The sequence below is a fragment of the Coleofasciculus sp. G3-WIS-01 genome (genome assembly GCF_040223135.1).
Classification (GTDB): domain Bacteria; phylum Cyanobacteriota; class Cyanobacteriia; order Cyanobacteriales; family Coleofasciculaceae; genus Coleofasciculus.
On sequence record NZ_JAVJZI010000262.1, the window covers coordinates 15263 to 35376 of the forward strand.

20 protein-coding genes are annotated in these 20114 nt (G+C 44.5%); 9 read left to right on the top strand and 11 right to left on the bottom strand.

Going from position 1 to position 20114, the window contains the following annotated elements; translation table 11 throughout:
* Positions 1–234 precede the first annotated feature (234 nt).
* Positions 235–705 carry a TerB family tellurite resistance protein gene (locus RIM23_RS27955; protein WP_446341961.1) on the bottom strand — a complete coding sequence of 157 codons (471 nt, stop codon included), beginning with the start codon at positions 703–705 and terminating at the stop codon, positions 235–237.
* A 171-nt stretch (positions 706–876) separates the two neighbouring features.
* Between RIM23_RS27955 and RIM23_RS27960 the strand changes: the two genes are divergently transcribed.
* The 3 genes from RIM23_RS27960 (at position 877) to ureA (ending at position 3304) form a co-directional block, all read left to right on the top strand.
* Positions 877–1719, top strand: a complete 843-nt coding sequence (locus RIM23_RS27960) for an urease accessory protein UreD (RefSeq protein ID WP_446371377.1) — start codon at positions 877–879, stop codon at positions 1717–1719.
* Positions 1720–1984: 265 nt separating this feature from the next.
* Positions 1985–2995, top strand: coding sequence for an AI-2E family transporter (locus RIM23_RS27965; protein ID WP_446371379.1), 1011 nt, complete (start codon positions 1985–1987; stop codon positions 2993–2995).
* 6 nt (positions 2996–3001) lie between these two features.
* Complete coding sequence (gene ureA, locus RIM23_RS27970) at positions 3002–3304, top strand: urease subunit gamma (protein WP_446360520.1); 303 nt, start codon at positions 3002–3004, stop codon at positions 3302–3304.
* A 198-nt stretch (positions 3305–3502) separates the two neighbouring features.
* On the opposite strand, the gene RIM23_RS27975 is transcribed toward ureA, so the two are convergent.
* The gene (locus RIM23_RS27975) at positions 3503–4189 is read right to left on the bottom strand and encodes a PEP-CTERM sorting domain-containing protein (RefSeq protein ID WP_446371381.1); all 687 of its coding nucleotides are present in this window, start codon (positions 4187–4189) and stop codon (positions 3503–3505) included.
* Between the two features lie 168 nt (positions 4190–4357).
* Positions 4358–4675 carry a DUF3067 family protein gene (locus RIM23_RS27980; protein ID WP_446360519.1) on the bottom strand — a complete coding sequence of 106 codons (318 nt, stop codon included), beginning with the start codon at positions 4673–4675 and terminating at the stop codon, positions 4358–4360.
* Positions 4676–4914: 239 nt separating this feature from the next.
* Between RIM23_RS27980 and petC the strand changes: the two genes are divergently transcribed.
* Both petC and petA read left to right on the top strand, forming a co-directional pair.
* Positions 4915–5457: a cytochrome b6-f complex iron-sulfur subunit gene (gene petC / locus RIM23_RS27985; RefSeq protein ID WP_446371383.1), complete on the top strand. Its 543-nt coding sequence runs from the start codon at positions 4915–4917 to the stop codon at positions 5455–5457.
* Between the two features lie 76 nt (positions 5458–5533).
* Positions 5534–6523, top strand: coding sequence for a cytochrome f (petA, locus tag RIM23_RS27990; RefSeq protein WP_446371385.1), 990 nt, complete (start codon positions 5534–5536; stop codon positions 6521–6523).
* Positions 6524–6656: 133 nt separating this feature from the next.
* On the opposite strand, the gene RIM23_RS27995 is transcribed toward petA, so the two are convergent.
* Both RIM23_RS27995 and RIM23_RS28000 read right to left on the bottom strand, forming a co-directional pair.
* Complete coding sequence (locus tag RIM23_RS27995) at positions 6657–6824, bottom strand: hypothetical protein (protein ID WP_446335076.1); 168 nt, start codon at positions 6822–6824, stop codon at positions 6657–6659.
* A gap of 72 nt (positions 6825–6896) precedes the next feature.
* Entirely contained in the window at positions 6897–7199 is a 303-nt protein-coding gene (locus tag RIM23_RS28000; RefSeq protein WP_446335075.1) for an RNA recognition motif domain-containing protein, read from the bottom strand.
* Positions 7200–7426: 227 nt separating this feature from the next.
* Between RIM23_RS28000 and RIM23_RS28005 the strand changes: the two genes are divergently transcribed.
* The 3 genes from RIM23_RS28005 (at position 7427) to RIM23_RS28015 (ending at position 8591) form a co-directional block, all read left to right on the top strand.
* On the top strand, positions 7427–8077 hold the full coding sequence (locus tag RIM23_RS28005) for an AI-2E family transporter (RefSeq protein WP_446371387.1): 651 nt from the start codon (positions 7427–7429) through the stop codon (positions 8075–8077).
* Positions 8078–8153: 76 nt separating this feature from the next.
* On the top strand, positions 8154–8357 hold the full coding sequence (locus RIM23_RS28010; protein WP_446371389.1) for a dodecin family protein: 204 nt from the start codon (positions 8154–8156) through the stop codon (positions 8355–8357).
* Positions 8358–8426: 69 nt separating this feature from the next.
* Entirely contained in the window at positions 8427–8591 is a 165-nt protein-coding gene (locus RIM23_RS28015) for a hypothetical protein (protein ID WP_446371391.1), read from the top strand.
* On the opposite strand, the gene RIM23_RS28020 is transcribed toward RIM23_RS28015, so the two are convergent.
* On the bottom strand, positions 8584–10569 hold the full coding sequence (locus tag RIM23_RS28020) for an AMP-binding protein (protein WP_446371393.1): 1986 nt from the start codon (positions 10567–10569) through the stop codon (positions 8584–8586). The genes RIM23_RS28015 and RIM23_RS28020 overlap by 8 nt on opposite strands.
* A 313-nt stretch (positions 10570–10882) precedes the next feature.
* On the opposite strand from RIM23_RS28020, the gene RIM23_RS28025 reads away from it, so the two are divergent.
* The gene (locus RIM23_RS28025) at positions 10883–12286 is read left to right on the top strand and encodes an L-lactate MFS transporter (protein WP_446371395.1); all 1404 of its coding nucleotides are present in this window, start codon (positions 10883–10885) and stop codon (positions 12284–12286) included.
* A gap of 255 nt (positions 12287–12541) precedes the next feature.
* Here RIM23_RS28025 and RIM23_RS28030 read toward each other — a convergent pair whose 3' ends face one another.
* The 5 genes from RIM23_RS28030 to rimM all read right to left on the bottom strand — a co-directional run bounded on the left by RIM23_RS28030 (position 12542) and on the right by rimM (position 19596).
* On the bottom strand, positions 12542–14305 hold the full coding sequence (locus tag RIM23_RS28030; protein ID WP_446371397.1) for a ShlB/FhaC/HecB family hemolysin secretion/activation protein: 1764 nt from the start codon (positions 14303–14305) through the stop codon (positions 12542–12544).
* 67 nt (positions 14306–14372) lie between these two features.
* Positions 14373–14813 (bottom strand): Spy/CpxP family protein refolding chaperone, encoded by a 441-nt coding sequence (locus tag RIM23_RS28035; RefSeq protein WP_446371399.1) that lies wholly within the window; start codon positions 14811–14813, stop codon positions 14373–14375.
* Between the two features lie 130 nt (positions 14814–14943).
* On the bottom strand, positions 14944–17448 hold the full coding sequence (locus RIM23_RS28040; RefSeq protein WP_446371401.1) for a two-partner secretion domain-containing protein: 2505 nt from the start codon (positions 17446–17448) through the stop codon (positions 14944–14946).
* Between the two features lie 629 nt (positions 17449–18077).
* Positions 18078–18806, bottom strand: coding sequence for a Uma2 family endonuclease (locus tag RIM23_RS28045; RefSeq protein WP_446371403.1), 729 nt, complete (start codon positions 18804–18806; stop codon positions 18078–18080).
* A gap of 178 nt (positions 18807–18984) precedes the next feature.
* Positions 18985–19596 carry a ribosome maturation factor RimM gene (gene rimM, locus RIM23_RS28050; protein ID WP_446371405.1) on the bottom strand — a complete coding sequence of 204 codons (612 nt, stop codon included), beginning with the start codon at positions 19594–19596 and terminating at the stop codon, positions 18985–18987.
* Between the last annotated feature and the right edge of the window lie 518 nt (positions 19597–20114).

The following is a 20114-nucleotide window of genomic DNA, read 5'->3' on the forward strand; positions in this document are numbered from 1 at the left end:
GTTGAAACCCTTACAAGGAGAGAGTTTTACAAGTCACCCCTATGTCATGAGTTTCTATCCGTTTATAAACGCCAAAATGCTTTGCAGCAAAGGCTTTCAGCCATCAGGTTTGACGTTTAGTTTCCCAGAGTGACAATAGATAATCATCTGTGTTTATTTCTAGCTGTTGATTATGGATTTCTTGAGATTGAATAGGACTTATGCAAATTGCATTACAGCTTATTGTTTACTTTTTTAATCCGATAAAATAGCAAGGCGTTTTTGACGTATTTCTGCTTCTTCCAGACACAATTGTTCAACCTCCCGAACAACACTCTCTTCTATTCCTAATTGTGCTGCCATTTGATGAATCTTTTTTTGCTCATCTGGATGATATCCTCCATCAGCACTGCATGTTTTAATCGCCACATATATGATAATCAGTCGCCCTTTCCGACTAGCAACATTAGAACTTTCTCCTATAACTTTCTGTAAATCATCATCTCCGGTATAAATTTTGGCGAGTTCATACCCTTTTGTATTATGATAAGCTGCTGAACATCCGACAAACCAAGCTCTTTCTTCTGGTGATATTGTTCCGTCTCCTTTTGAACAAATTAGAACAGCTTTCGTAAATGATTCAGAATCTTGATCCGGTGGGACTTCTTTGATCCCATACAATTCATCCATCATCCACAACGTCGCATCTGTTTTTATACTAGACATAATTGCAAGTCCTTGTACTACTTAAGGTAGTTTACCATGATTCTTTCTGAAGTTGGCGATCGCCTGCAACCTGCGGATACTGAATTCACAACCCATTACCGCCTTTGTTACCCAGATCGGTGCGTGATCGCTTGTATGATTCTGACTAACGCTTGCTCGTCGTGAAGCTGAATGTCTCATCCCCAAACAGAATGGCAGGGCAGTTTAGAGTTAGTCTATGCCGATGATCAGGGTAAAACCCGCTTAGTGCGCGATCGCATAACTTCCCCTCTGAAGGTGCAGCGCCCTTTTTACCCAGAAGGACAAGGGGTTTGTCATACCGTAGTCTTACATACAGCCGGGGGTATTGTCGGTGGCGATCGCTTATCTCAAACCATCCACCTGCAAGAAAATGCCCAAGCCTTGATTACCACAGCGGCGGCGAGTAAAATCTATCGCAGCAATGGGCAAAGAGCCAGACAAAAGATTCATATCCACGTCGAAGCCGGGGCTTGTTTGGAATGGTTACCGCAGGAAACAATTGTATTTAATGGTGCCGTTTATCAGCAGCAGATGACGGTAGAATTAGCTCCGGGCGCCAGTTGGTTAGCCTGGGAAATTACCCGGTTTGGGCGTACTGCTAGGAAGGAAAGGTTCTTGCAAGGGGATTGGCGATCGCATAGCGAAATTTGGCAGCAAGGACGTCCGTTGTGGATTGATCGTCAGTGGTTACCAGGCGGGGAAGCAGTGCTTGATAGTCCCCATGGATTAGCCGGACAGCCAATTGTCGGAACTCTGATCTGGATTGGGCAACCCGTATCATCGGAGATAGTAGACAATGCCAGAAACCTGTGGACAGCCAGCCAGCGCCAAGGAGAAGCGGGAGTTACCCAAACTCAGGCACAAGGATTATTATGCCGTTATCGCGGTTCATCAACCACAGAAGTGCGAAACTGGTTTACCCAGGTTTGGCAATGTCTGCGCCTTACTTATTTGGGACGCAATGTTTCCCAACCACGAGTTTGGCTAGTTTAGCCAAAACGCTGAAAGCTACACCCTGTCTCAAAGGACAGCACCCTCGTTGGATAGGTGGGATAATTTTCCCCTTAAACGAGAAAGACAACATTATCACCAATCACCCCACTGGGTTGTACAGAAATATTTCTCGTCAATCCCAGTAAAATTAGACTCATCTTAAAAGATAAATGTGACAATAAAGTGATCACCTTAACTGTCATTCTAATTTTAGATTCTTCGGTAAATGTAGAATGAACTCAACACCACTGAATCGATTATATTTATGATTAATTTAACTAACCGTGAATTAATTCGATATTTACTTTTAATTCTTTTAGGATTGATTTTTTTCAAAGTCATTGTTTATTTTGAAACCGTTATAGTTGTTTTTGCATTAGCCGCAGTATTAGCATTTTTGCTCACCTATCCAGTGAGATGGTTGCAGCATTTTATGCCACATACTATTGCCGTTATTGTGGTGTTTTTAATTCTGATTATTATAGTCTTTATTTTTACAGTTACAATAGGGTTTGCACTCTTATCTCAAGGTCAACAATTAATTAATGAATTACCGGGTATTATCGATCAAGTTATATTTTTAGGAAGACAAATTGAGAGGTTTCTGGATAGATGGAATCTCCAAATTGACCTCGAAGCCATTGAAGGATTTGTCCGCAATCAAATTCTTTCAGGAATTACCATTAGTTTAGCAATATTATCAGAGTTACTAACCCAGTTCGTCAATCTCATCTTGATTGCTGTTGTCGCATTTTTTATGTTGCTAGATAGAGGAAGGCTTTGGTCTTTCATTCTTCAACAATTTCCCCCTCCCCTGCGAAATAAGCTAAGCATTGCTATTCAACGCAACTTTTTAGGATTTTTTTGGGGACGACTTCTACTATCAGCTTTTTTTGGCATTTCTGCCTTTGTTATTTTTGTCCTGTTTAGAATTCCCTATGCCTTAGTTTTAGCCGCGATCGCGGGAGTGTTTGATCTGATTCCGGCAATTGGCGCAACTTTAGGGATTACCATTGTCGCATTAATTGTGTTACCTCAAGGAATTTGGCTAAGTATCACTGTTTTAGCAATTTGTGTAATTTTACAACAAGTCGAAGAGAATTTGCTGATGCCTCGAATTATGCAAGGCTCACTTGATATGAATCCAGTTGTCATGTTCTTTGCTTTATTAGTAGGTGCGAGAATTGCCGGACTTCTGGGAGTTTTTCTGGCAATTCCTCTGGCTGGAGTTATGATCAGTTTGTTTGAAATCAATGAAATGAAGGGAACAGACTAAGTTATTATGCAACTCTCACCCCAGGAAAAAGATAAATTACTGGTTTTCACCGCCGCCCTATTAGCGGAACGACGCAAAGCACGCGGACTCAAGCTGAATTATCCAGAAGCCGTAGCGTATATTTCTGCGGCTATTTTAGAAGGGGCGAGAGAGGGGCGTACTGTGGCAGAGTTAATGAGTGATGGAACTACTCTCCTAACTAGGGATGAGGTCATGGAAGGGATACCAGAGATGGTGCAGGAAGTTCAGGTTGAAGCCACCTTTCCTGATGGGACTAAACTCGTCACAATTCACAATCCCATCCGCTAGTTGCAGATTAGGGAAATTTTGAGGGGTGTAGGGGCGCAAGGCTTGCGCCCAATTTCACCGTAAAATCTATCCCACAATTTTAGCTGTGCCGCGCCAGTAGCAATATAGTTAGCTGGGTTAGTAATACCATGTCCGAAAATACCTCTCTATAGTTTTTAAGTGTATATTTTCCCGCTTAATTGAGAATTTTGGGTACAGCTAAATTCTATTTCTGCGCTTGAGTGGTAAACCCAGAGATAAGGCACTAAGGGATAGTAAACCTAACAGAGTAGAAGGTTCGGGAACGTCTGTTCTGCTTCTAGCAAAGGTCAAGTCATCCATTCCATAGCGAGCATTGGCAACGCCGTGAAGGGTTACAGAACTGAAAGGCTGATCAGAAATTAACCCAGCAAAGGCTCCAATGTCTTTGCCTTCCGCTCCCGGAGGAGCATCGTAAAAACTGGGAGCGACATCGCCAATATCAGTTTCAATAAAATAATCCCCGGTTGCTATACCAAACGTGGCGGGTAAGGAAATTCCGAAGGCAAGAATTGGCTGCTCAAATCCAAATGTGATTGTATCTAGGGTCGGTGAAAAATCAAGCGTTGAAAAGAATAAATTATTAAATGGACTAATGTTTACACCACCAACAATCGCAGCATCTCCTGTGGTCAATGTGTAGGTTATGCCATTGAGAGTTGACCCACTGGGAATGATTGTTCCTTGTGGAAGGTTATCCCATCCTTCCACTGTTTTAATCAATGATGGGTCACTGTCAAGTGCTTGGTTAAATGAGGTTCTGTCCTGAAAAATGATAGTGGTAGCGGGTGCTGCTTTTGGACAGGAGAATGTAACGAAAACAGCTCCTACAGCGGCAAATGCTAATTTCGGGTAAATGCTAGTCATTCGCAACCTTCCTGGCTAATAGGACTTACTTATAAAACTAATTAGTTTTACCTATAAGTAAAAATACTCGATTTGAGAAAATCGAGCTGTGAAGTGTTGATGAAGAAAGCAAGCGTGTGATGTAAAGCTTCTATGAAGCGCAAGCAAATGCCTCCTGCCTCTTACCTCCTAAAAATCATCCAACATCCATTCCGACGCCCGCTCACCCATCTCAATGGGAATACTCACAGCTTTCCCCAGTCGGGGACGTTCACGAGTTTGCTCAATGTACTCTTGCACTTGGGGAACCGCACCCCAACCATGAAGATAATGGGCGATGGCGTCCAGACGCTCTAGATACTCGACTTCGGACAGGGGAAACGACTTCTGCTCTAGGTACTTCCACATCACCTGAACAAAGATTTTCCCTTGAGTCCGCCGAAGCTGGATGTCATAAGAGCGTCCCCACTTGCTGAGCAGGATTTGGTGCAACTGTTGTCCTGTCATAAATCCCTTACCTAGCTGAGTGTTTACATTTTTTTACAAAGATAAAGTTTCTTGACTTTATGAGAAGGGTACAAAGAATGTAATAATACTCATAGCTTAAGCTGTAAATCCTTATGTGAGTAAGGATTGTGGCAACCCTGCTCGCTGTTGAATCCCTCTTCATAAAAGGAGCGGGGCTAAGAAAATGCTGGGAATCGTCCCAGAGTTGTTAAAAAAAATATACCCTTAGGCGTTCAGTTATGGCTCAAGTATCTGGCTCCCCAGATGTCCCCGATATGGGGCGTCGTCAATTCATGAACCTCTTGACGTTTGGTACGATTACGGGTACTCTCGTCGGTGCCCTCTATCCAGTCGTCAAGTATTTTATTCCCCCATCGAGTGGTGGTACTGGCGGTGGTGTCAGTGCCAAAGATGCTTTGGGCAATGATATTAAGGTGAGCGAGTTTTTAGGCAGCCATAACCCAGGCGATCGCACCTTGGCTCAAGGTCTCAAAGGCGATCCCACCTATGTAGTGGTGACCGAAGACAAAGCGATTGCTGACTACGGGATCAACGCCGTCTGCACTCACCTCGGATGTGTTGTTCCCTGGAATGCCAGTGAGAACAAGTTCATCTGTCCTTGTCATGGTTCTCAGTACAACAGTCAAGGCAAAGTGGTACGCGGACCGGCACCGTTGTCTTTAGCGTTGGTTCACGCCAACGTCACCGAAGACGATACCCTCACCTTCTCCCAGTGGACTGAAACCGATTTCCGCACGGGCGACAATCCGTGGTGGACTTAATGATTTTCCTCATTTGTCCTTGGTGATTGGCAAATGACATAGCCCATTTTTGAATTGTGAATTTTTTCCTTAAGCGATGAGAACACCTTCTTTATCGGTGATGTACAAAAGCAGCAAGCGGATCATTACCCAAGCCCTCTTGCTGACTTTGGCAACTGTGGCATTTTTCTTCATTAGTGATATTTCCCTTCCCCAATCTGCTGCGGCTTATCCCTTCTGGGCGCAGCAAACTGCCCCAGCAACCCCTCGCGAAGCAACAGGACGAATTGTTTGTGCTAACTGTCACTTAGCCGCGAAACCCACAGAAGTTGAACTTCCCCAATCCATTAAACCGGATACTGTCTTTGAAGCCGTAGTAAAAATTCCTTATGACCTTGACACACAACAGGTTTTAGGAGACGGTTCCAAGGGCGGTCTCAATGTGGGTGCCGTGGTTATGTTGCCCGATGGCTTTAAAATTGCTCCCGAAGACCGTATTCCTGAAGAACTAAAGGAAAAAGTTGGCGGACTTTACTTCCAACCCTATAGCGCCGATCAGGAAAATGTAGTCATTGTCGGTCCCCTACCGGGTGAACAGTATCAAGAAATTGTTTTCCCCGTTCTTTCTCCCAATCCCAAAACGGAAAAAGACGTCTATTTTGGCAAATACTCAGTTCACATTGGGGCAAACCGAGGTCGCGGTCAGGTTTATCCCGCAGGTAATAAGAGTAACAACACCGTCTACAATGCATCGAAAGCTGGTGTAATTTCTCAAATTACCAAGTTGGATGAAGGGGGCTACGAAGTCACTATTCAAACCCCTGAGGCGGGGACAGTTGTGGATACCATTCCCCCTGGACCGGAATTAGTGATTTCACAAGGGCAAGAAGTCGCAGCCGGTGAGGCTTTAACCACCGATCCCAATGTGGGTGGATTTGGTCAGGTAGACAGTGAAATCGTCTTACAAGACCCGACTCGGATTAAATGGCTGATGGTCTTCATTGGCGCAATTATGCTTTCTCAACTCTTTCTCGTCTTGAAGAAGAAGCAGATTGAGAAGGTACAAGCGGCTGAAATGAATTTCTAAGTTCAGCGATTGGCTATTTCCCAGCCAACTCATTGTATTCCAATAAAAAAGGGACAGGTTAGATAGCCTGTCCCTTGTTTGATCGGTGTTTTATCGGGTTAACTTCACCCAAGAAAAAACTTATGAGTGATTACTACTCAGTTTCTTGTTCTTCACCTTCATTTTCGCTTTTATTATCGCGATTCCCAAAATAACGCTTGTTTCTTGAGAAAGAAGAAGATGATGACTTCTTGCGAAACTGTCGAGCATAAGCTTGGTTGCGAGAAGCTTTCTCTTTTTTCAAATTGCGGCGTTTAGCCATTTCGGATGTCTCCATCAATACAACAAAACGCTTCTGTAGATTCACACATAAGCGCCAAAGTCAACTCAAAGTTTAGAAGCGGTTGTTTCTACGACCGCCACCACCACCAAAAGAGCCTCTTTTTTCACCATCTTCACGAGGTCGCGCTTGATTGACCTTGAGTTCACGACCCATCCATTCAGCGCCATTTAGCTCAGAAATTGCTGAGGCTTCTTCGTCTTCTGTCCCCATTTCCACAAAGCCAAACCCCCGCAGGCGGCCGGTTTCGCGGTCAGTCGGCAAATGAACCCGCTTGACAGTACCGTACTCGGCAAAGACTTCGGAAAGGTCTTCCGAGGTAACGGAGTAGTCGAGATTGCCTACATAAATTGACATCGATTGATGTTCTCCCCAATCAGAAAGTGTGTCGAGAGCCAAGATTTCGGAGAACAGCCTGTCAATACTTTAGGGGAAAAACCTATGAATACTGAAAACAAACGTAGTCACCGCTTTGAGTCTCAATATATATTCTAACCAATTCCTGCGCTGTTCGGGAGCTATCCCTGATACATTCGACTGAGATACTTACAGCATCAGCATTTTCAACTCAAGTCTTGAGGTAGATGACAGGGGAAGGCATCGTTGCCAACAATAGTAAGATCACTCAAGCAGTGCCTATGCGCGTATCGGGAAAAACGATTCAAATTTTACTGGCGATCATTGCCACTATCCTAGCGATCGCGGCTCTTAAGGCAACCAGTGCGAAGGTGATCAATGCTGTGGCTAAAATGAGCGATAAGCTGCGAGGCTATATTCTAATTCAGTCTTTAACCTGTGTCCTGACGGGCTTGTTGACTGGCTTATGGTGTTGGATGCTAGGGGTAGACTTTGCCTTGGTTTGGGGATTGGTTGCGTTTGTTCTCAACTACATCCCCACTTTAGGTTCGATTGTCGCGGTGATCCCGCCAACTCTATTGGCGCTAATTTTTCTGGGAATTGGGCGGGGAGTAGCCACGTTGGTGGGTTTGGCTGTCATTCAAGTGTTTTTAGGCAACTTCGTTGATCCGCGCCTCCAGGGACGTACCCTCAAGCTTTCACCCTTTGTGGCGTTATTGTCGATTGTATTCTGGGGTTGGGTGTGGGGTATTCCTGGCGCACTACTCGGTATCCCCATGACCATGTCTGTGATTGTATTGAGCCAAGAGTTTGAATCAACTCGCGCGATCGCACTCCTGTTTGGTGATACTGATGACCCAGAGTTGAAAGAAAATTGAAATCTCTACCCACAGATAGGCTCAATGCCCAATCCAACTCGGTATTCTGAGTGAAGACAGCTATAGGAGACAATTTATGTCTGTTGCCAAAGTTATTGAAGTTGTTTCTTCCTCGTCAAAAAGTTTTGATGATGCCATCCAACAAGGTTTAGCCGAAACAGCCACTTCTCTCAAGGGTATTAGCGGAATAGAAATTATTAATTGGACGGCTGATGTCGAAAACGATAAGATCGTCAGCTACAAGGTGACGATGCATATTGCTTTCAAGGTTCAGCGTTAATCATCAATCCTCTGAACTATTAGGATATCTGAAAAGATACGTTCTGCAAGATGCTCAAGACTTTTTTTGATGATCGAATCTACACAAACACCCGTTCCACCAGCCAAACCCCCTGAACCCTCTAAACCCGATGCCATTCCGGTAGAACCGCCACCTCCTCCACCCCCGGTTCAACCACCACCCCAACCGACACCTATTGATCCCACAAAGAAAGAAGATCAGTTAATCAAGTAAACATCTGATGAATCCGATCGCGATAACGATCTGCCACAACATTACGGCGAACTTTGAGCGTTTGGGTTAATAGACCATTTTCTATGGTAAATGGTTCTTCAATTAGCTCAAAGTGGGTAATCTGATCATCTGAACGATAACCTGGGCGATCGCGTACTTGTCGATTTAACTCTTGGCGAAATAAATTTCGCACGATTGGACTATTCAAATCAATTGTTCCCTCAACCGCTTGATTGGTTGGGGACTCATTTTTGGGAACCGTTGTCTGTAAGTCGCCTAAACCCGTATTGACTAACTCCTGTTCCAACGCCTCTAAGTTGGGGACAATCAAAGCACCCAAGGATTTCTGATCTTGACCCACTAGCATAATTTGGTCAATATAAGGACTCCGTAGACAAGCATCTTCGATGGGTTGAGGTTCTTTATTTTCCCCATTAGTCAAAACAATTGTATCTTTTGCTCGTCCAGTTAACACAAGCTGATTATCTGGCGTTAACCAACCAATGTCACCCGTATCAAACCACCCATCCTTATCGATCGCGTTTTTCGTGGCTTGGGGATTTAAGTAATATCCCTGCATGACTTGGAGTCCTTTCGCCATGACTAAACCGGGTTTTCCTGGGGGTAAAGTCTTTCGATTCTCCAATTCAACGATTTTGATTTCGGTGTTAGTTAAAGGTAATCCGGAAGTCCCCCGCAGATTTTTATGCTGACGCCGCGCCGTGAGTACAGGGGAGGTTTCGGTCAATCCGTAACCCACTAATATTTCAATTCCCACAATTTCAAAGAAGTCTTCTAAATGTTGCGCCAAAGAACCGCCACCGCAGATTAATTGTTTCACCTTCCCGCCCGTTGCTTGCTGGATTTTTTTGTAAACAATCATCTCGCCTAAAAAGTGCAGGGGGGATAGTAGTATTGTTTTAACCCACGCCTTAAATAATTCGGAACGTGAAGGATTTAAATTTTGTAAATCCAATCCTTTACAGAGGCGAACTGCTTTAATATACTGTTGACTGATAGCCAAAAAATTAGTAATTAATTTTTGCATCCGGGGAGGTTTATCCCGGAAGGACTTTTGGATACCTTCATAAATAGATTCCCATAAACGAGGGACTCCGACCATATATTGGGGTGTAAATGCTTGTAAGTCTTGCTTAAGATAGCGGCGATTGGTATAAATTTGCGTGCAACCTTGGCTGAGGGTAAAGTATTCGCCAATACGTCCAAAACTGTGCCAGGTTGGCAGAATGCTCAACGTGCGATCGCCGACTGAGGGCTGAATAATCGCTGATGCAGCAACCAGTTGATGAATTAAATTACCATGAGTCAGCATCACTCCTTTAGGTTGACCCGTTGTTCCTGATGTGTAAATTAAGGTGGCTAGGGTTTGGTGATTGGCGGGGATGGATTTTAACTGATGCTTTGAGGCGAGGGTCATGAGTTGACCAAAGTTCAGTTGTTTAAAAGGCAATGTGGTATCGATAGTTTCATCAGATAACAACACAACCCATTGCAGAGAAAATTGATATAATTCTGGGCAAAGCTGATGATAGGTTTTCAGATTTTCGACTACCAAACCGATGCTACCACTGTGTTTGAGGATATACAACAATTCTTCGCGATCGGCGGTAGCTGAACGCACCGCATTTGCCGCACCAGCAAGCATAATTCCTTGATCGGCAATTAGCCAACGTGGACTATTATCGGCAAATAAAGCCACACGACAGGGGAGATTTTCTGCCCCATCTGGGAGGATTCCTAACCGTTGAATTCCTATGGCAAATTGCTGAATTTTTTGATATAACTGCTGATAAGTTAAAGTGAAGCTGGGCTTGGCATGAGGATCGATAAGTGCCACAATGTCTTTAAAAAGGATTGCGGTTTTCTGCCACAGTTCGGGAAGTGAATATAAGTTGGCATAATCAACGAGTCCCGTCATCTGGTAACCTTCTGTATCCGTAAACGAGTAATTTCTCATGAGTCAAATCTCCTTTGCCAGTTATCAAAGGTAATCGCGGTTCTTCGCGGAACTTGAAGATGATTAAACTATCATGACAGAGATTGGGCTGAGAAGGTTTAACTGAAGGGGACGATTTTGCCGTCTGTACAGAAGTTAGGGTCAAAATTTAAGTATAACCATGGATTTTCTTATCGTAATGATTGGATTTTTCAATTGTTCTATTTGTTTAAACATCATCACCTGCGGCTAAACTTAATTTATTTATTGCCGGATAGCCTGATAAAAAACGACTAAATCATTCATTTGATGACAGACGTGCCGTTGAATTTTTATGATGGACAGAATTAATTTCTTTGAATTCCCGGACGAGGCTAAACCTTATGGACTGCAACCGGAATTAGGTAGGTGGCTGTTCATTCCTCTGGGGTTAATCGTATTACTTTGTTTAGGAACAGTCTATTCTTGGAGTATCTTCAGCGGTCCTTTTGAGGAGGAGTTGAACACCAAACCCGGAGCCATTCTGCTTCCTTTTCTAGTATTAGGCGTAACGTTTACAATCGTTATGCCAATTACTGGATTGTACATGAATCGCTGTAGTCCCCGAATTCTCACGGGTATCGGCGGAATTATTGTGGGAATTGGTTATCTTTTGTCCAGTCAAGTTACTAATTTACCCCTGTTGGTGATTAGCTATGGTTTAATTACTGGGATTGGCGTGGGGATGACTTATGGAGTCCCCCTTGTTGTCGCCGCCCGCTGGTTTCCCGATCGCAAAGGGTTTGCTGTGGGGATGACGGTGGTGGGTTTTGGTCTTTCGCCGTTGCTAACCGCCCCCTTAGCTTTTAATCTGATTCGGGGAAACCCCCAGCTTGGGATTCCCGCCTTGGGGATTCGTACCACGTTTATTATCTTAGGGATTGCGTTTACGGCAATTATTTTGGCAATATCTACAACTCTGAAAATGCCACCACCGCGTTGGAAACCTGCGGGTTGGACGCCACCTGAAACCGGAACAGGGGGTGATGGAGAACGCGATCGCGTTCTCAATTTACCGATGGTGCAAACCCAGACGTTTTATGGGCTTTGGAGTTGCTATATTATCGGTACATTCGTTGGACTCACAGCCATTGCTACCACGGCTCAAATTGGGCTGGAAATCGCCGGACTCGAACCGGAAGATCTCACTTTAGCTGTTCCCTTATTTGCCGTATTTAATGGTATTGGGCGTCCTTTATTCGGTTGGTTAAATGATCGGTTGAAGCCGAAGTTAACGATTATCTTAATTAATGTGCTGATTTTGATTGCCTCAATTATCATGCTGAATACGAGTCAGGGTGAGCCCGTCAATTTTTTAGTTGCATTTTCTCTATTTTGGTTTTGTTTAGGGGCTTGGTTAGCCGTCGCCCCAGCCGCAACGTTAAGTTTTTTCAATCTGGATAATTACCCCAGTAACTATGGGTTAATGTTTACGGCGTTTGGTATTGGGGGATTGGCAGGTATTTTTACCGCCGGGGGATTAAGAGCTATTTTTGGCAGTTTTGCCCCCTTCTTCTGGGTGACTAGCCTCGCTGCGATCGCGGCAATTATTGTGGCGACATTCTTACTCGATCGTCCTCGGAAAACTGCGATCGCGGATATCTTGTTTCAATGGGTAATTAGTCCCATTAGTCCTGTACTACTATCGTTGGTGGAATTTCTGTTGGTTTTGTCCACTCCCAAACCGCGATCTTTTTAATTAGAACTAAAGGAACCCCATGACAGCCATGGCGATTGAAATCGCTACTACACAAACCAAGTCCGCCTGCGCGGACTGAATGATAACGGAGGTATAAAACCCAGATTTAGTATGATATAATGTACCTCAAATTACCCCGACTTAAAAAAGCCTGAAACCGTGAAAGGTAGATGATATGAACCCGTTTTAACGGGTTTAAGCTTTTAGCCAGAACTTGAGTTCTCGGCTGACTTTAGGCTAACTTTGGGATAACGATTAAAACTGATAGCCTACACTAAAATGAAATCCCTCATCTTGAGCGTTTTCTCTCCGATCATCCAAATCCACAAAAGGAATCCCATAGTCGAGGCGGATATTTAAGTTAGGGATAGGTTCCCAAAGTACACCTAATCCTAAACTAGCTAAAAACGTCTGATCAGGTTGAGCATTGGGATTATCAGGATGATTCCACACCGCCCCTACATCAACAAAAGGTGCAAGTTGAAACGTCGGTAATCCGCTTGGATTCCTCTCCAGTGTAATCCGATCTTCAATCGAAACGCGAAACCCATTATCCCCAGAACGCACATTTTGCCTGTACCCGCGCAGCGTTTGTCCGCCACCGATCACAAATTGTTCAGAAGCAAGGAGAGAATCGGGGGTAAGTTGTAAGTTAGCAGCAATAATTAATAGATGATTCTCGCCCAATATTTGTACCCGTTGCACTTGACCCAACCAGCTAAAAAAGCGACTATCTGGAATGGGTGCATCATTGGTTGTGGCGTCAAAGAAATCGGTACCAATGTTAAATTGCGATCGCAGACTCCATGCGCCTTGGATATCCCGTTTTAAGTAGTCTTGTCCAAAGCGGAAGACACTGGTACGACTCACGCCATCTTCATCGGGTCCAATCCCAAAGGGAGTGGGTAAACGATCAAAAATAAAGGTTTGACCATCTCGGTAACTAAACCCGAAAGACAAAGCAAATTCTTCTCGTAGGGTACGAATTAAGGGTTGACGGAAGCTGATTTCATAAAGTTCGGTTTCCCCTTCGATATTCAGTTCATCAAAGGGTTCTTCGGTAATTTCATTTCTGTCAATAACGGTACGCAGTTGTAGCGTTCCGTCTTTCGCATTTAGGGGAACCCGATAGCTGAAGTCAAATAAATCAGAACCGCCTGTTGTGGAACGGTAATAGGAACCAGAAAGCGTATCGCCAATTCCAATCAGATTCTGATAACCGAGTTGAACTCCTAAACGTTCTGAACCAATACTAGGGGGGGAATAGTTATCAATACTGACGTTTCCATAGAACGGGTTTGCCTCTTCAACTTGCACCACGAGAATACTCTCACCAACTTCCGCACCCGCTTCTAAGGTGGCGTTTAGGGTGTCAAAGAGGGGATTGGTTCTCAGCAGTCGCAATTGCTCTTCGAGTGTATCAATACGCAGGGGAGTACTGGTGGCTGATTGAATCCGTTTACGGATGTAGCTTGGCTTAAGTCCTTCGGTTCCTTCTATCTGAATTTCTGCTAAACGCCCTTCAATGACCTGAATCCTGACAACGCCATCGGTTACATTCTGTTGCGGTAAAATCGCCGTTGAGGTAAAGTATCCAGCATCACGATAAAGTTGCGCGATCGCATCCGTGGCATTCTGGAGTTCTTGGATGGTAACAGTGCGTCCTTCTAAGGGTTGAATAATCGGATTAAACTCCTCTGCACCAAAAACGGTACTCCCCACAACTTCGATAGTACTAACATTAATTGTCGTTTCGGTTGGTTCAGAAGGAGGCGGTTGAACGGGTTCTTCAGGGGTGGGTAAAACGGGTTCGGTTTCCGTGGGTTCAGAAGGAATAGGTTCGGGAGTGGGTTGGAGAAAACGGTCTTCGTTGGGGTTGGGTTGTTGGGCGAATTCAAAGGCGGGAAAATGTTCGATGTGTTCTGGTAAAGTTGGGGGAAGATTAGCCAAAGCGTAACTCTGTTCGAGTGTTGAAATCAGGGTAATTCCCCCAATGAGTAATAATTTAGTTTGTATCATCTCTTACACCCTGTCTTTAGTTAGACAGATATTGCACCTGGTTTTTCCGTTTGGTAAAAATCAAAACTTAAAATCGTTCTAAAAAAGCGCGACGCTGATCGGGTCGGAGGACAGATCGCATTTCTAGACGACTTTCAAACGTTAATTCAGCAAGCTTTTGTCGAAGAAGTTCAAGCTGGCGAAACTTTTCACGAACTTCGCTTTCTGTAGCCGTTGGACTTCCCATTAACTCTTCTAATTCTTGTTCCGCTTGATAGAGTTCTTCATCAGTTTGGATAATTTGATCTCTGTATCGGTTGCGAATTGCTGCTAATTGCTCAAACTGCTCTCGACTAAGATTGAATTCCTGCATAATAGGAATCGGTTCAGGGGGTAGTCGCGGTGGTTCCTCTCCTGGTATGGTTTGTGCCAAGGTCTGAGCAGACAGAGGGGTTGAGCTAAGAACAACATTGATGCTACAGAGAGAAAATCCTAACATTGCCCAAACTAAACTACGAGGCAGTATCATCGAAGTTACCTCCTAAAAGAAATTGAAATCTAGCCAGTCTAACTGAGTTGTGATAACGGATAGTGCCGAAAAGTTTGTCCAGCAAGAGTTGCTCTTTTAAATCTGATTTAGAGCCACTCTCACGATGTAACTAAAAACCTTTTTCTATGCGCCTTGCCGCACGCTCTTCGTCAGCAGCATATTGGCTTAAATCACTTGCCTGTTGCCCGTAATAAGCAGCAGATTCAGCGTCACCTATTTCCGCGTAGTATTGACTCCATCCAGCGTAATATTCTGCCTTTTCGCTGTACCAATCAGACAAATTCCTGTGTCTTTTGGCTCGCCTTTCTCGCTGCCTTTGATAATGAGCATTTATAAAGCTATTTCCTTGGCGCAGCCAACTCGCTACACCCTGACGCCCAACCTGATAAGCAGTAGCATTAGTTCTTGACGAATTTCTCAAGCTAGCCCGCGAACCAGTAGAACCGATATTGACGATTACGCCGTTGTCTCCTATGATTGTTGTGCCAGTATTAGTTCCAGGACTTCCGGTAGTACCTGTATTAGTTCCGGAATTTCCGGTAGTGCCTGTATTAGTTCCGGGATTTCCGGTATCGGTTCCAGGAATACCCGATACATCAATATCTATGACCCTGGAATCATTGAGGACAACACCGTTGAGGGTAATAGTTCCCCCTTTACTAGGGTCACGACCAGAACCGCCCTCAACACTTAGGGTGTCTCTGACTATAATACCGTTAGTAGCATTGATAGTAACATCACCCCCAAATCCAACAGCGTAAGAGAGGATCAAACTGGAGCTGAAGCTGCCGCCAGTAACATTGATGGTAACATCGCCTGCTGTACCGTTACTAAGCGTGGCTGAATTAACAGAGTTGGCAATAGTAATGTCACCATTGGTAGCGCTGAGGTTAATTTCACCGCCATTCCTCTGGGAACCTGCACCAGTATTGATATTTCTCGCCGAAATTCCCCCATTAGTGGCAGTTAAATTAACTGAACCTTCGCCAACACCAAATAAAGGATTAATAGTGCCAGCCGTGATATTAGCAGCAGAAATTGTTAAGTCTCTGCCATTCGCATTGAGGGTATCACTCTCAGCCATTGTAAAAGCGCCACCTGCTTCAAAGGTAATTGACCCACTACCTGGCTGAAACGACAGCTCACCATTTTGCATCGGCTCAATGGTAATTGTATTATCTGCCTGCAACAGGACATTAGTATTGCCTGACAAACTTTCTAGCTGATTTTCGCTAATTATCGTCGGTTCTACATCAGCAAACATCACTTGACCGCTAAACCCACCAGGAGTCCCCCCAGCCGTAATCGTGATATCCGTGGGGTCAAGCAGTAACGTTCCACCTTCTCCATTAATCGCACTGGTATCAACTGTTCCAGCAAACTGCAAGTTCTCCTTCCCTGATACCTCAACAACACCCCCATTTCCAGCCACTGCACCACCACGGCTGCTGATATCACCAAAAAACTGAGTGGTATCATCCGCCCAAAGCACGACAATTCCGCCATAGCCATTGGTCAACGCATCCGCTCGAATCGTAGAATTCTGATTAACAAAAGTCCGTTGGGCGTTGAAAACCTCACCTTGACCCTGATAGTCACCACCGACTAAAACCGTCCCACCGCCATTACTACCAGAAGCATCAATTTCTGCATCAACCAAACCTACACGCTGCCCTAAAATATGAACCGTTCCCCCGGTTTCACTACTAGCCGCATCAATTTTTCCAGAAACAATCGTCGTTCCCGTTTCTGTCGGAATTGGCTGATTTGAAGCGGTTAACCAGACTTGACCCTCTTGAACTTTAATTTCTGTTGCCGGAACCACATCCCCACCCGTCACCAACTGTCCTAGACTTGCAGGTGAAATGTTGCCCGTCCCGTTATCATTCAAATCCGCCACATCCAGCTTTAAACCCAGCGCCATATTTTCTTGGTTAATCACCACCTGACTGGTTCCGGGTACAGAAGCAACAGTAATCGTTCCCCCTGGTGCAGAAAACGTCCCTGTATTGATTACGGCTCCAGCAACAACCGTCAGCTTTTGCCCCTCACCCACAGCCAAATCACCTGCATTAATAATGCTTCCCGGCTGTTCCATGGCAAAGGAAAAGTTAGTGGGATCACCCATGAGCGCTTGATAACTATTGTTACCAACGGCGTTAAACTGACCGCCCTCAAACCCAATACTGCTGGCTGTCGTAGCGGTAAAAGCAGCCGGAACATTTAAACTCGCCTGAGTGCCAAAAACAATTCCAGCCGGATTCATTAAAAAGAGGTTAGAATTCCCCCCTGTAACCTGAATCAACCCATTAATCAGGGACGCTTCCCCACCGACAACTCCCGCCAAAATGTTGCGAATTTCTGGGTTGGAGAGGAAGTTGGCTATTTGCCCCTGACTCAAGCCAAATTGATCAAACTGGTGGAAGAGATTGCTCCTATCTCCGGACAGCGAACCGCCGCTAATATCGATACGGTTGCCATCGGGAGTAACGATGGTATTTGTCCCATCAGCAGGTGTTATGGATTGAGCTTGAATCGGTTTACTATCAAGGCTCAGAGACAGTAAAGCTGTAGCGATCGCGATGGAAAATCTGATGGGTTTGAGGCTTGACATCCTGCATCCCTCAATATATTGAATGCTCTTAATCCTAGTCAATTGCTTTAGCCTAAACTTGTCAAGTTTGGATAATTAAAACTACTTTTTTGTCCCAAAAGGTTTAAATCTTCCAATCAGTCGCACGTCTCAACAAAACTTCATAATCGCACATTTTTTACCCCTTTTTTGGAATACTCTACGAATTTTCAGGGGTTGCAGCGATTGTGAGAGAGTTGTGCGATTTTCGGGTATATTATCTATTGTGGGTATTTTGTGGGCAAAAATAATCCTGACACAGCTAAACCCCTGAATTTTTCGTAAAATTTGGCTGAATTTGTTGTATTCGTCTCACGCCCAACCTCCTCGTGGACGCATGTATTTTGTTAAAGTTGCGATAAAATTTATTACCAAGCATTGACAAAAACACAGAGTACACAGATGGGATGACACAGACAGCACAGTGAATCGTGAGGGACACAGATTGACACAGACAAGCCAATAATCTCCCTCAAAATCGAATCATCTTCTCCCCATTGAAAACTCACATCTTTTTATAAGTTATTGGACATGGCGATATGGATAGGTACAAAAGACAAATGACAAATAACGAACCGTTAGCTTTTATTGTGTCCACCTACTTACAGCGTTTACGGCTCTATGCCTAAAGCCCTGAGTTGTTCTCGCAGACGTGCATTTTCTTGCTCGGCTTGGTTGGCTCGTTGGCGTTCTTGTTCGGCTCGTTCCTCCCCTGTCAACAGCAAATTTCCCTCGCTATCCCACCACCGCAACCAGGGAAGTTCGGCGTTTTTGTAGCGTCCTTGCCAAATGCCAAGTTCTACTCCCAGTGGTGAAATCGGGTAGTGTCCGCGATCGTTGGCTGGTAGTAAATGGTAGCGCCCCTCGACCAGATGATAGACTTCTACGCTGGATCGGGTTACTTCGTAAATGCCGTAGAAAGGGACGTGAATGGCTTGTTCGTAAACCCAGAATTTCCCTTCGTAGGGAGTGCGATCTCGTTCGTCCTGACCGTTACCAGAGACAAATTCTAATACGATGAGGGGAGAAACGATTTCCTGCCACAGCACGTAGGAGCGCCGCATTTGACCCTCAAGAGTCGGTGGTACGTTGGGAACATAAAACCAGTCAGGGGCTTCGGCTCCGCGTTCAGGTGGGTCAGTTAAGCGCCAGTAGATACCGCTGTCTTGACCGATACAGTAGCGCTCGTCAGGGTGCAGTTGTTGGAGAATCGGCTCGATGGACTCGGTTAACAGAATACTTTGAGGATGTTCTTGGAAATTTTTCACAAACGTGCCATCCGATTCTGGGAGTTGGGTGTGATCGGGTAAAGTTGTGGGGAATTCAGATGTGGCTTTCATGGTTTTGATGCTAACTTCGCCTTTTTGTCATTATTGTAGGTTGGGTTGACGTAGATAAACCCAACAAATACAGGAGAAAGAGGGGATATTGTTGGGTTTTGCTCTCCCATTGAATCGATAAGTTTGCTCCAAAGTATTGATGGGGTTCTATTCAAAGAAATACTTCAGTAAAAAAAAATCATAGCAAACCCTGAGGCGGTGTAATCTCAATCCGACGATTTTGAAGGTCTACCACTGGGACAATTTCATCAACAAAAGGAATCAAAACCGTTACTGGCTTAGATGGTTTTTTCCTAGCTTTACGTTGCTTACTAATTCTATTCGGGAGTGGCGATTCTGGTTGAGCTGGTGTTGGTTCAGGTTGCTGGTGGAGTTTGACCTCTAAAAGCATGTTTCCCGCCGGAATTACATCCACCACGACACCAACAGCTTCCCCAGTTAACTGGTTGAAAACCTCTAAATCCAGCACATCTAGGACATGGTATTCATTCTCCCCCAACTCCGGGCGATCGCTTTCTGGAACTAATAGGATTGAATTCCGCAAGGCTTCGGCTTTTTCCCGGTTGTCCACCCCAGTAAGTTTTACTATATAGATCCCTTTATTGGCAATGTAACGTCCCCCTAATAATTCCACGGGTTGCGGTTGGCTATCATTAGATTGCTTTAACCAACGTTGTCCCGGTTTCTCGAAGCGTTCGGGAAAATCAGAATTAGGATAGACGCGCAATTCTCCTTTTAACCCTTGAGGGGCAATAATTTTACCAATTTCTAGCCAGTTGTCATTTGTCATTTGTCAGGGAACAGGGAACGGGGAACAGGGAATGGGGAACGTCTGGTTGATTTGGGTCTGGGCGAAGCATTCGCGCCGGGACTTTGGTAGAAAACCGAGACATCTGGACGCGAATGCTTCTCCCCTACGAATTTTTACGTCATAAGCGATGGTGAAAGCCCTCGTGATTTATCCGAGGGATGAAACCGAGCAATGTGTTTAGTTTAGCAACTTTAGTTGCTTTTCTTTCTAATCTTAGGTATAATAATATGAGAAACAGATTTTGTAGGTGATAACTCTGTACAAATAAAAACCTTCTGAAAAATATTAAATGGTGTAATTGATCTTGCTAGGATGTCAAACGAGCCAAAATTCGTACAATGCCGATTTCTCAGTCGGAATAGCACTTTTGTAAAAAACTTAAAAAACTAAATACTTGATAAGTACCGTAGGGCATACGGAAACTTCCTAATTAATTTAGGTAAAAGCTTGGAGAGCTACCCAAAAAAAGGGGTTCTAGATATTAAGTGATATTCTAG

Excerpts from the sequence above, each read along its gene's own strand:
- RIM23_RS27955 (WP_446341961.1), bottom strand. The coding sequence starts at position 705 with ATGTCTAGTATAAAAACAGATGCGACGTTGTGGATGATGGATGAATTG.
- RIM23_RS27960 (WP_446371377.1), top strand. The coding sequence starts at position 877 with ATGTCTCATCCCCAAACAGAATGGCAGGGCAGTTTAGAGTTAGTCTAT.
- RIM23_RS27965 (WP_446371379.1), top strand. The coding sequence starts at position 1,985 with ATGATTAATTTAACTAACCGTGAATTAATTCGATATTTACTTTTAATT.
- ureA (WP_446360520.1), top strand. The coding sequence starts at position 3,002 with ATGCAACTCTCACCCCAGGAAAAAGATAAATTACTGGTTTTCACCGCC.
- RIM23_RS27975 (WP_446371381.1), bottom strand. The coding sequence starts at position 4,189 with ATGACTAGCATTTACCCGAAATTAGCATTTGCCGCTGTAGGAGCTGTT.
- RIM23_RS27980 (WP_446360519.1), bottom strand. The coding sequence starts at position 4,675 with ATGACAGGACAACAGTTGCACCAAATCCTGCTCAGCAAGTGGGGACGC.
- petC (WP_446371383.1), top strand. The coding sequence starts at position 4,915 with ATGGCTCAAGTATCTGGCTCCCCAGATGTCCCCGATATGGGGCGTCGT.
- petA (WP_446371385.1), top strand. The coding sequence starts at position 5,534 with ATGAGAACACCTTCTTTATCGGTGATGTACAAAAGCAGCAAGCGGATC.
- RIM23_RS27995 (WP_446335076.1), bottom strand. The coding sequence starts at position 6,824 with ATGGCTAAACGCCGCAATTTGAAAAAAGAGAAAGCTTCTCGCAACCAA.
- RIM23_RS28000 (WP_446335075.1), bottom strand. The coding sequence starts at position 7,199 with ATGTCAATTTATGTAGGCAATCTCGACTACTCCGTTACCTCGGAAGAC.
- RIM23_RS28005 (WP_446371387.1), top strand. The coding sequence starts at position 7,427 with ATGACAGGGGAAGGCATCGTTGCCAACAATAGTAAGATCACTCAAGCA.
- RIM23_RS28010 (WP_446371389.1), top strand. The coding sequence starts at position 8,154 with ATGTCTGTTGCCAAAGTTATTGAAGTTGTTTCTTCCTCGTCAAAAAGT.
- RIM23_RS28015 (WP_446371391.1), top strand. The coding sequence starts at position 8,427 with ATGATCGAATCTACACAAACACCCGTTCCACCAGCCAAACCCCCTGAA.
- RIM23_RS28020 (WP_446371393.1), bottom strand. The coding sequence starts at position 10,569 with ATGAGAAATTACTCGTTTACGGATACAGAAGGTTACCAGATGACGGGA.
- RIM23_RS28025 (WP_446371395.1), top strand. The coding sequence starts at position 10,883 with ATGATGGACAGAATTAATTTCTTTGAATTCCCGGACGAGGCTAAACCT.
- RIM23_RS28030 (WP_446371397.1), bottom strand. The coding sequence starts at position 14,305 with ATGATACAAACTAAATTATTACTCATTGGGGGAATTACCCTGATTTCA.
- RIM23_RS28035 (WP_446371399.1), bottom strand. The coding sequence starts at position 14,813 with ATGATACTGCCTCGTAGTTTAGTTTGGGCAATGTTAGGATTTTCTCTC.
- RIM23_RS28040 (WP_446371401.1), bottom strand. The coding sequence starts at position 17,448 with ATGTCAAGCCTCAAACCCATCAGATTTTCCATCGCGATCGCTACAGCT.
- RIM23_RS28045 (WP_446371403.1), bottom strand. The coding sequence starts at position 18,806 with ATGAAAGCCACATCTGAATTCCCCACAACTTTACCCGATCACACCCAA.
- rimM (WP_446371405.1), bottom strand. The coding sequence starts at position 19,596 with ATGACAAATGACAACTGGCTAGAAATTGGTAAAATTATTGCCCCTCAA.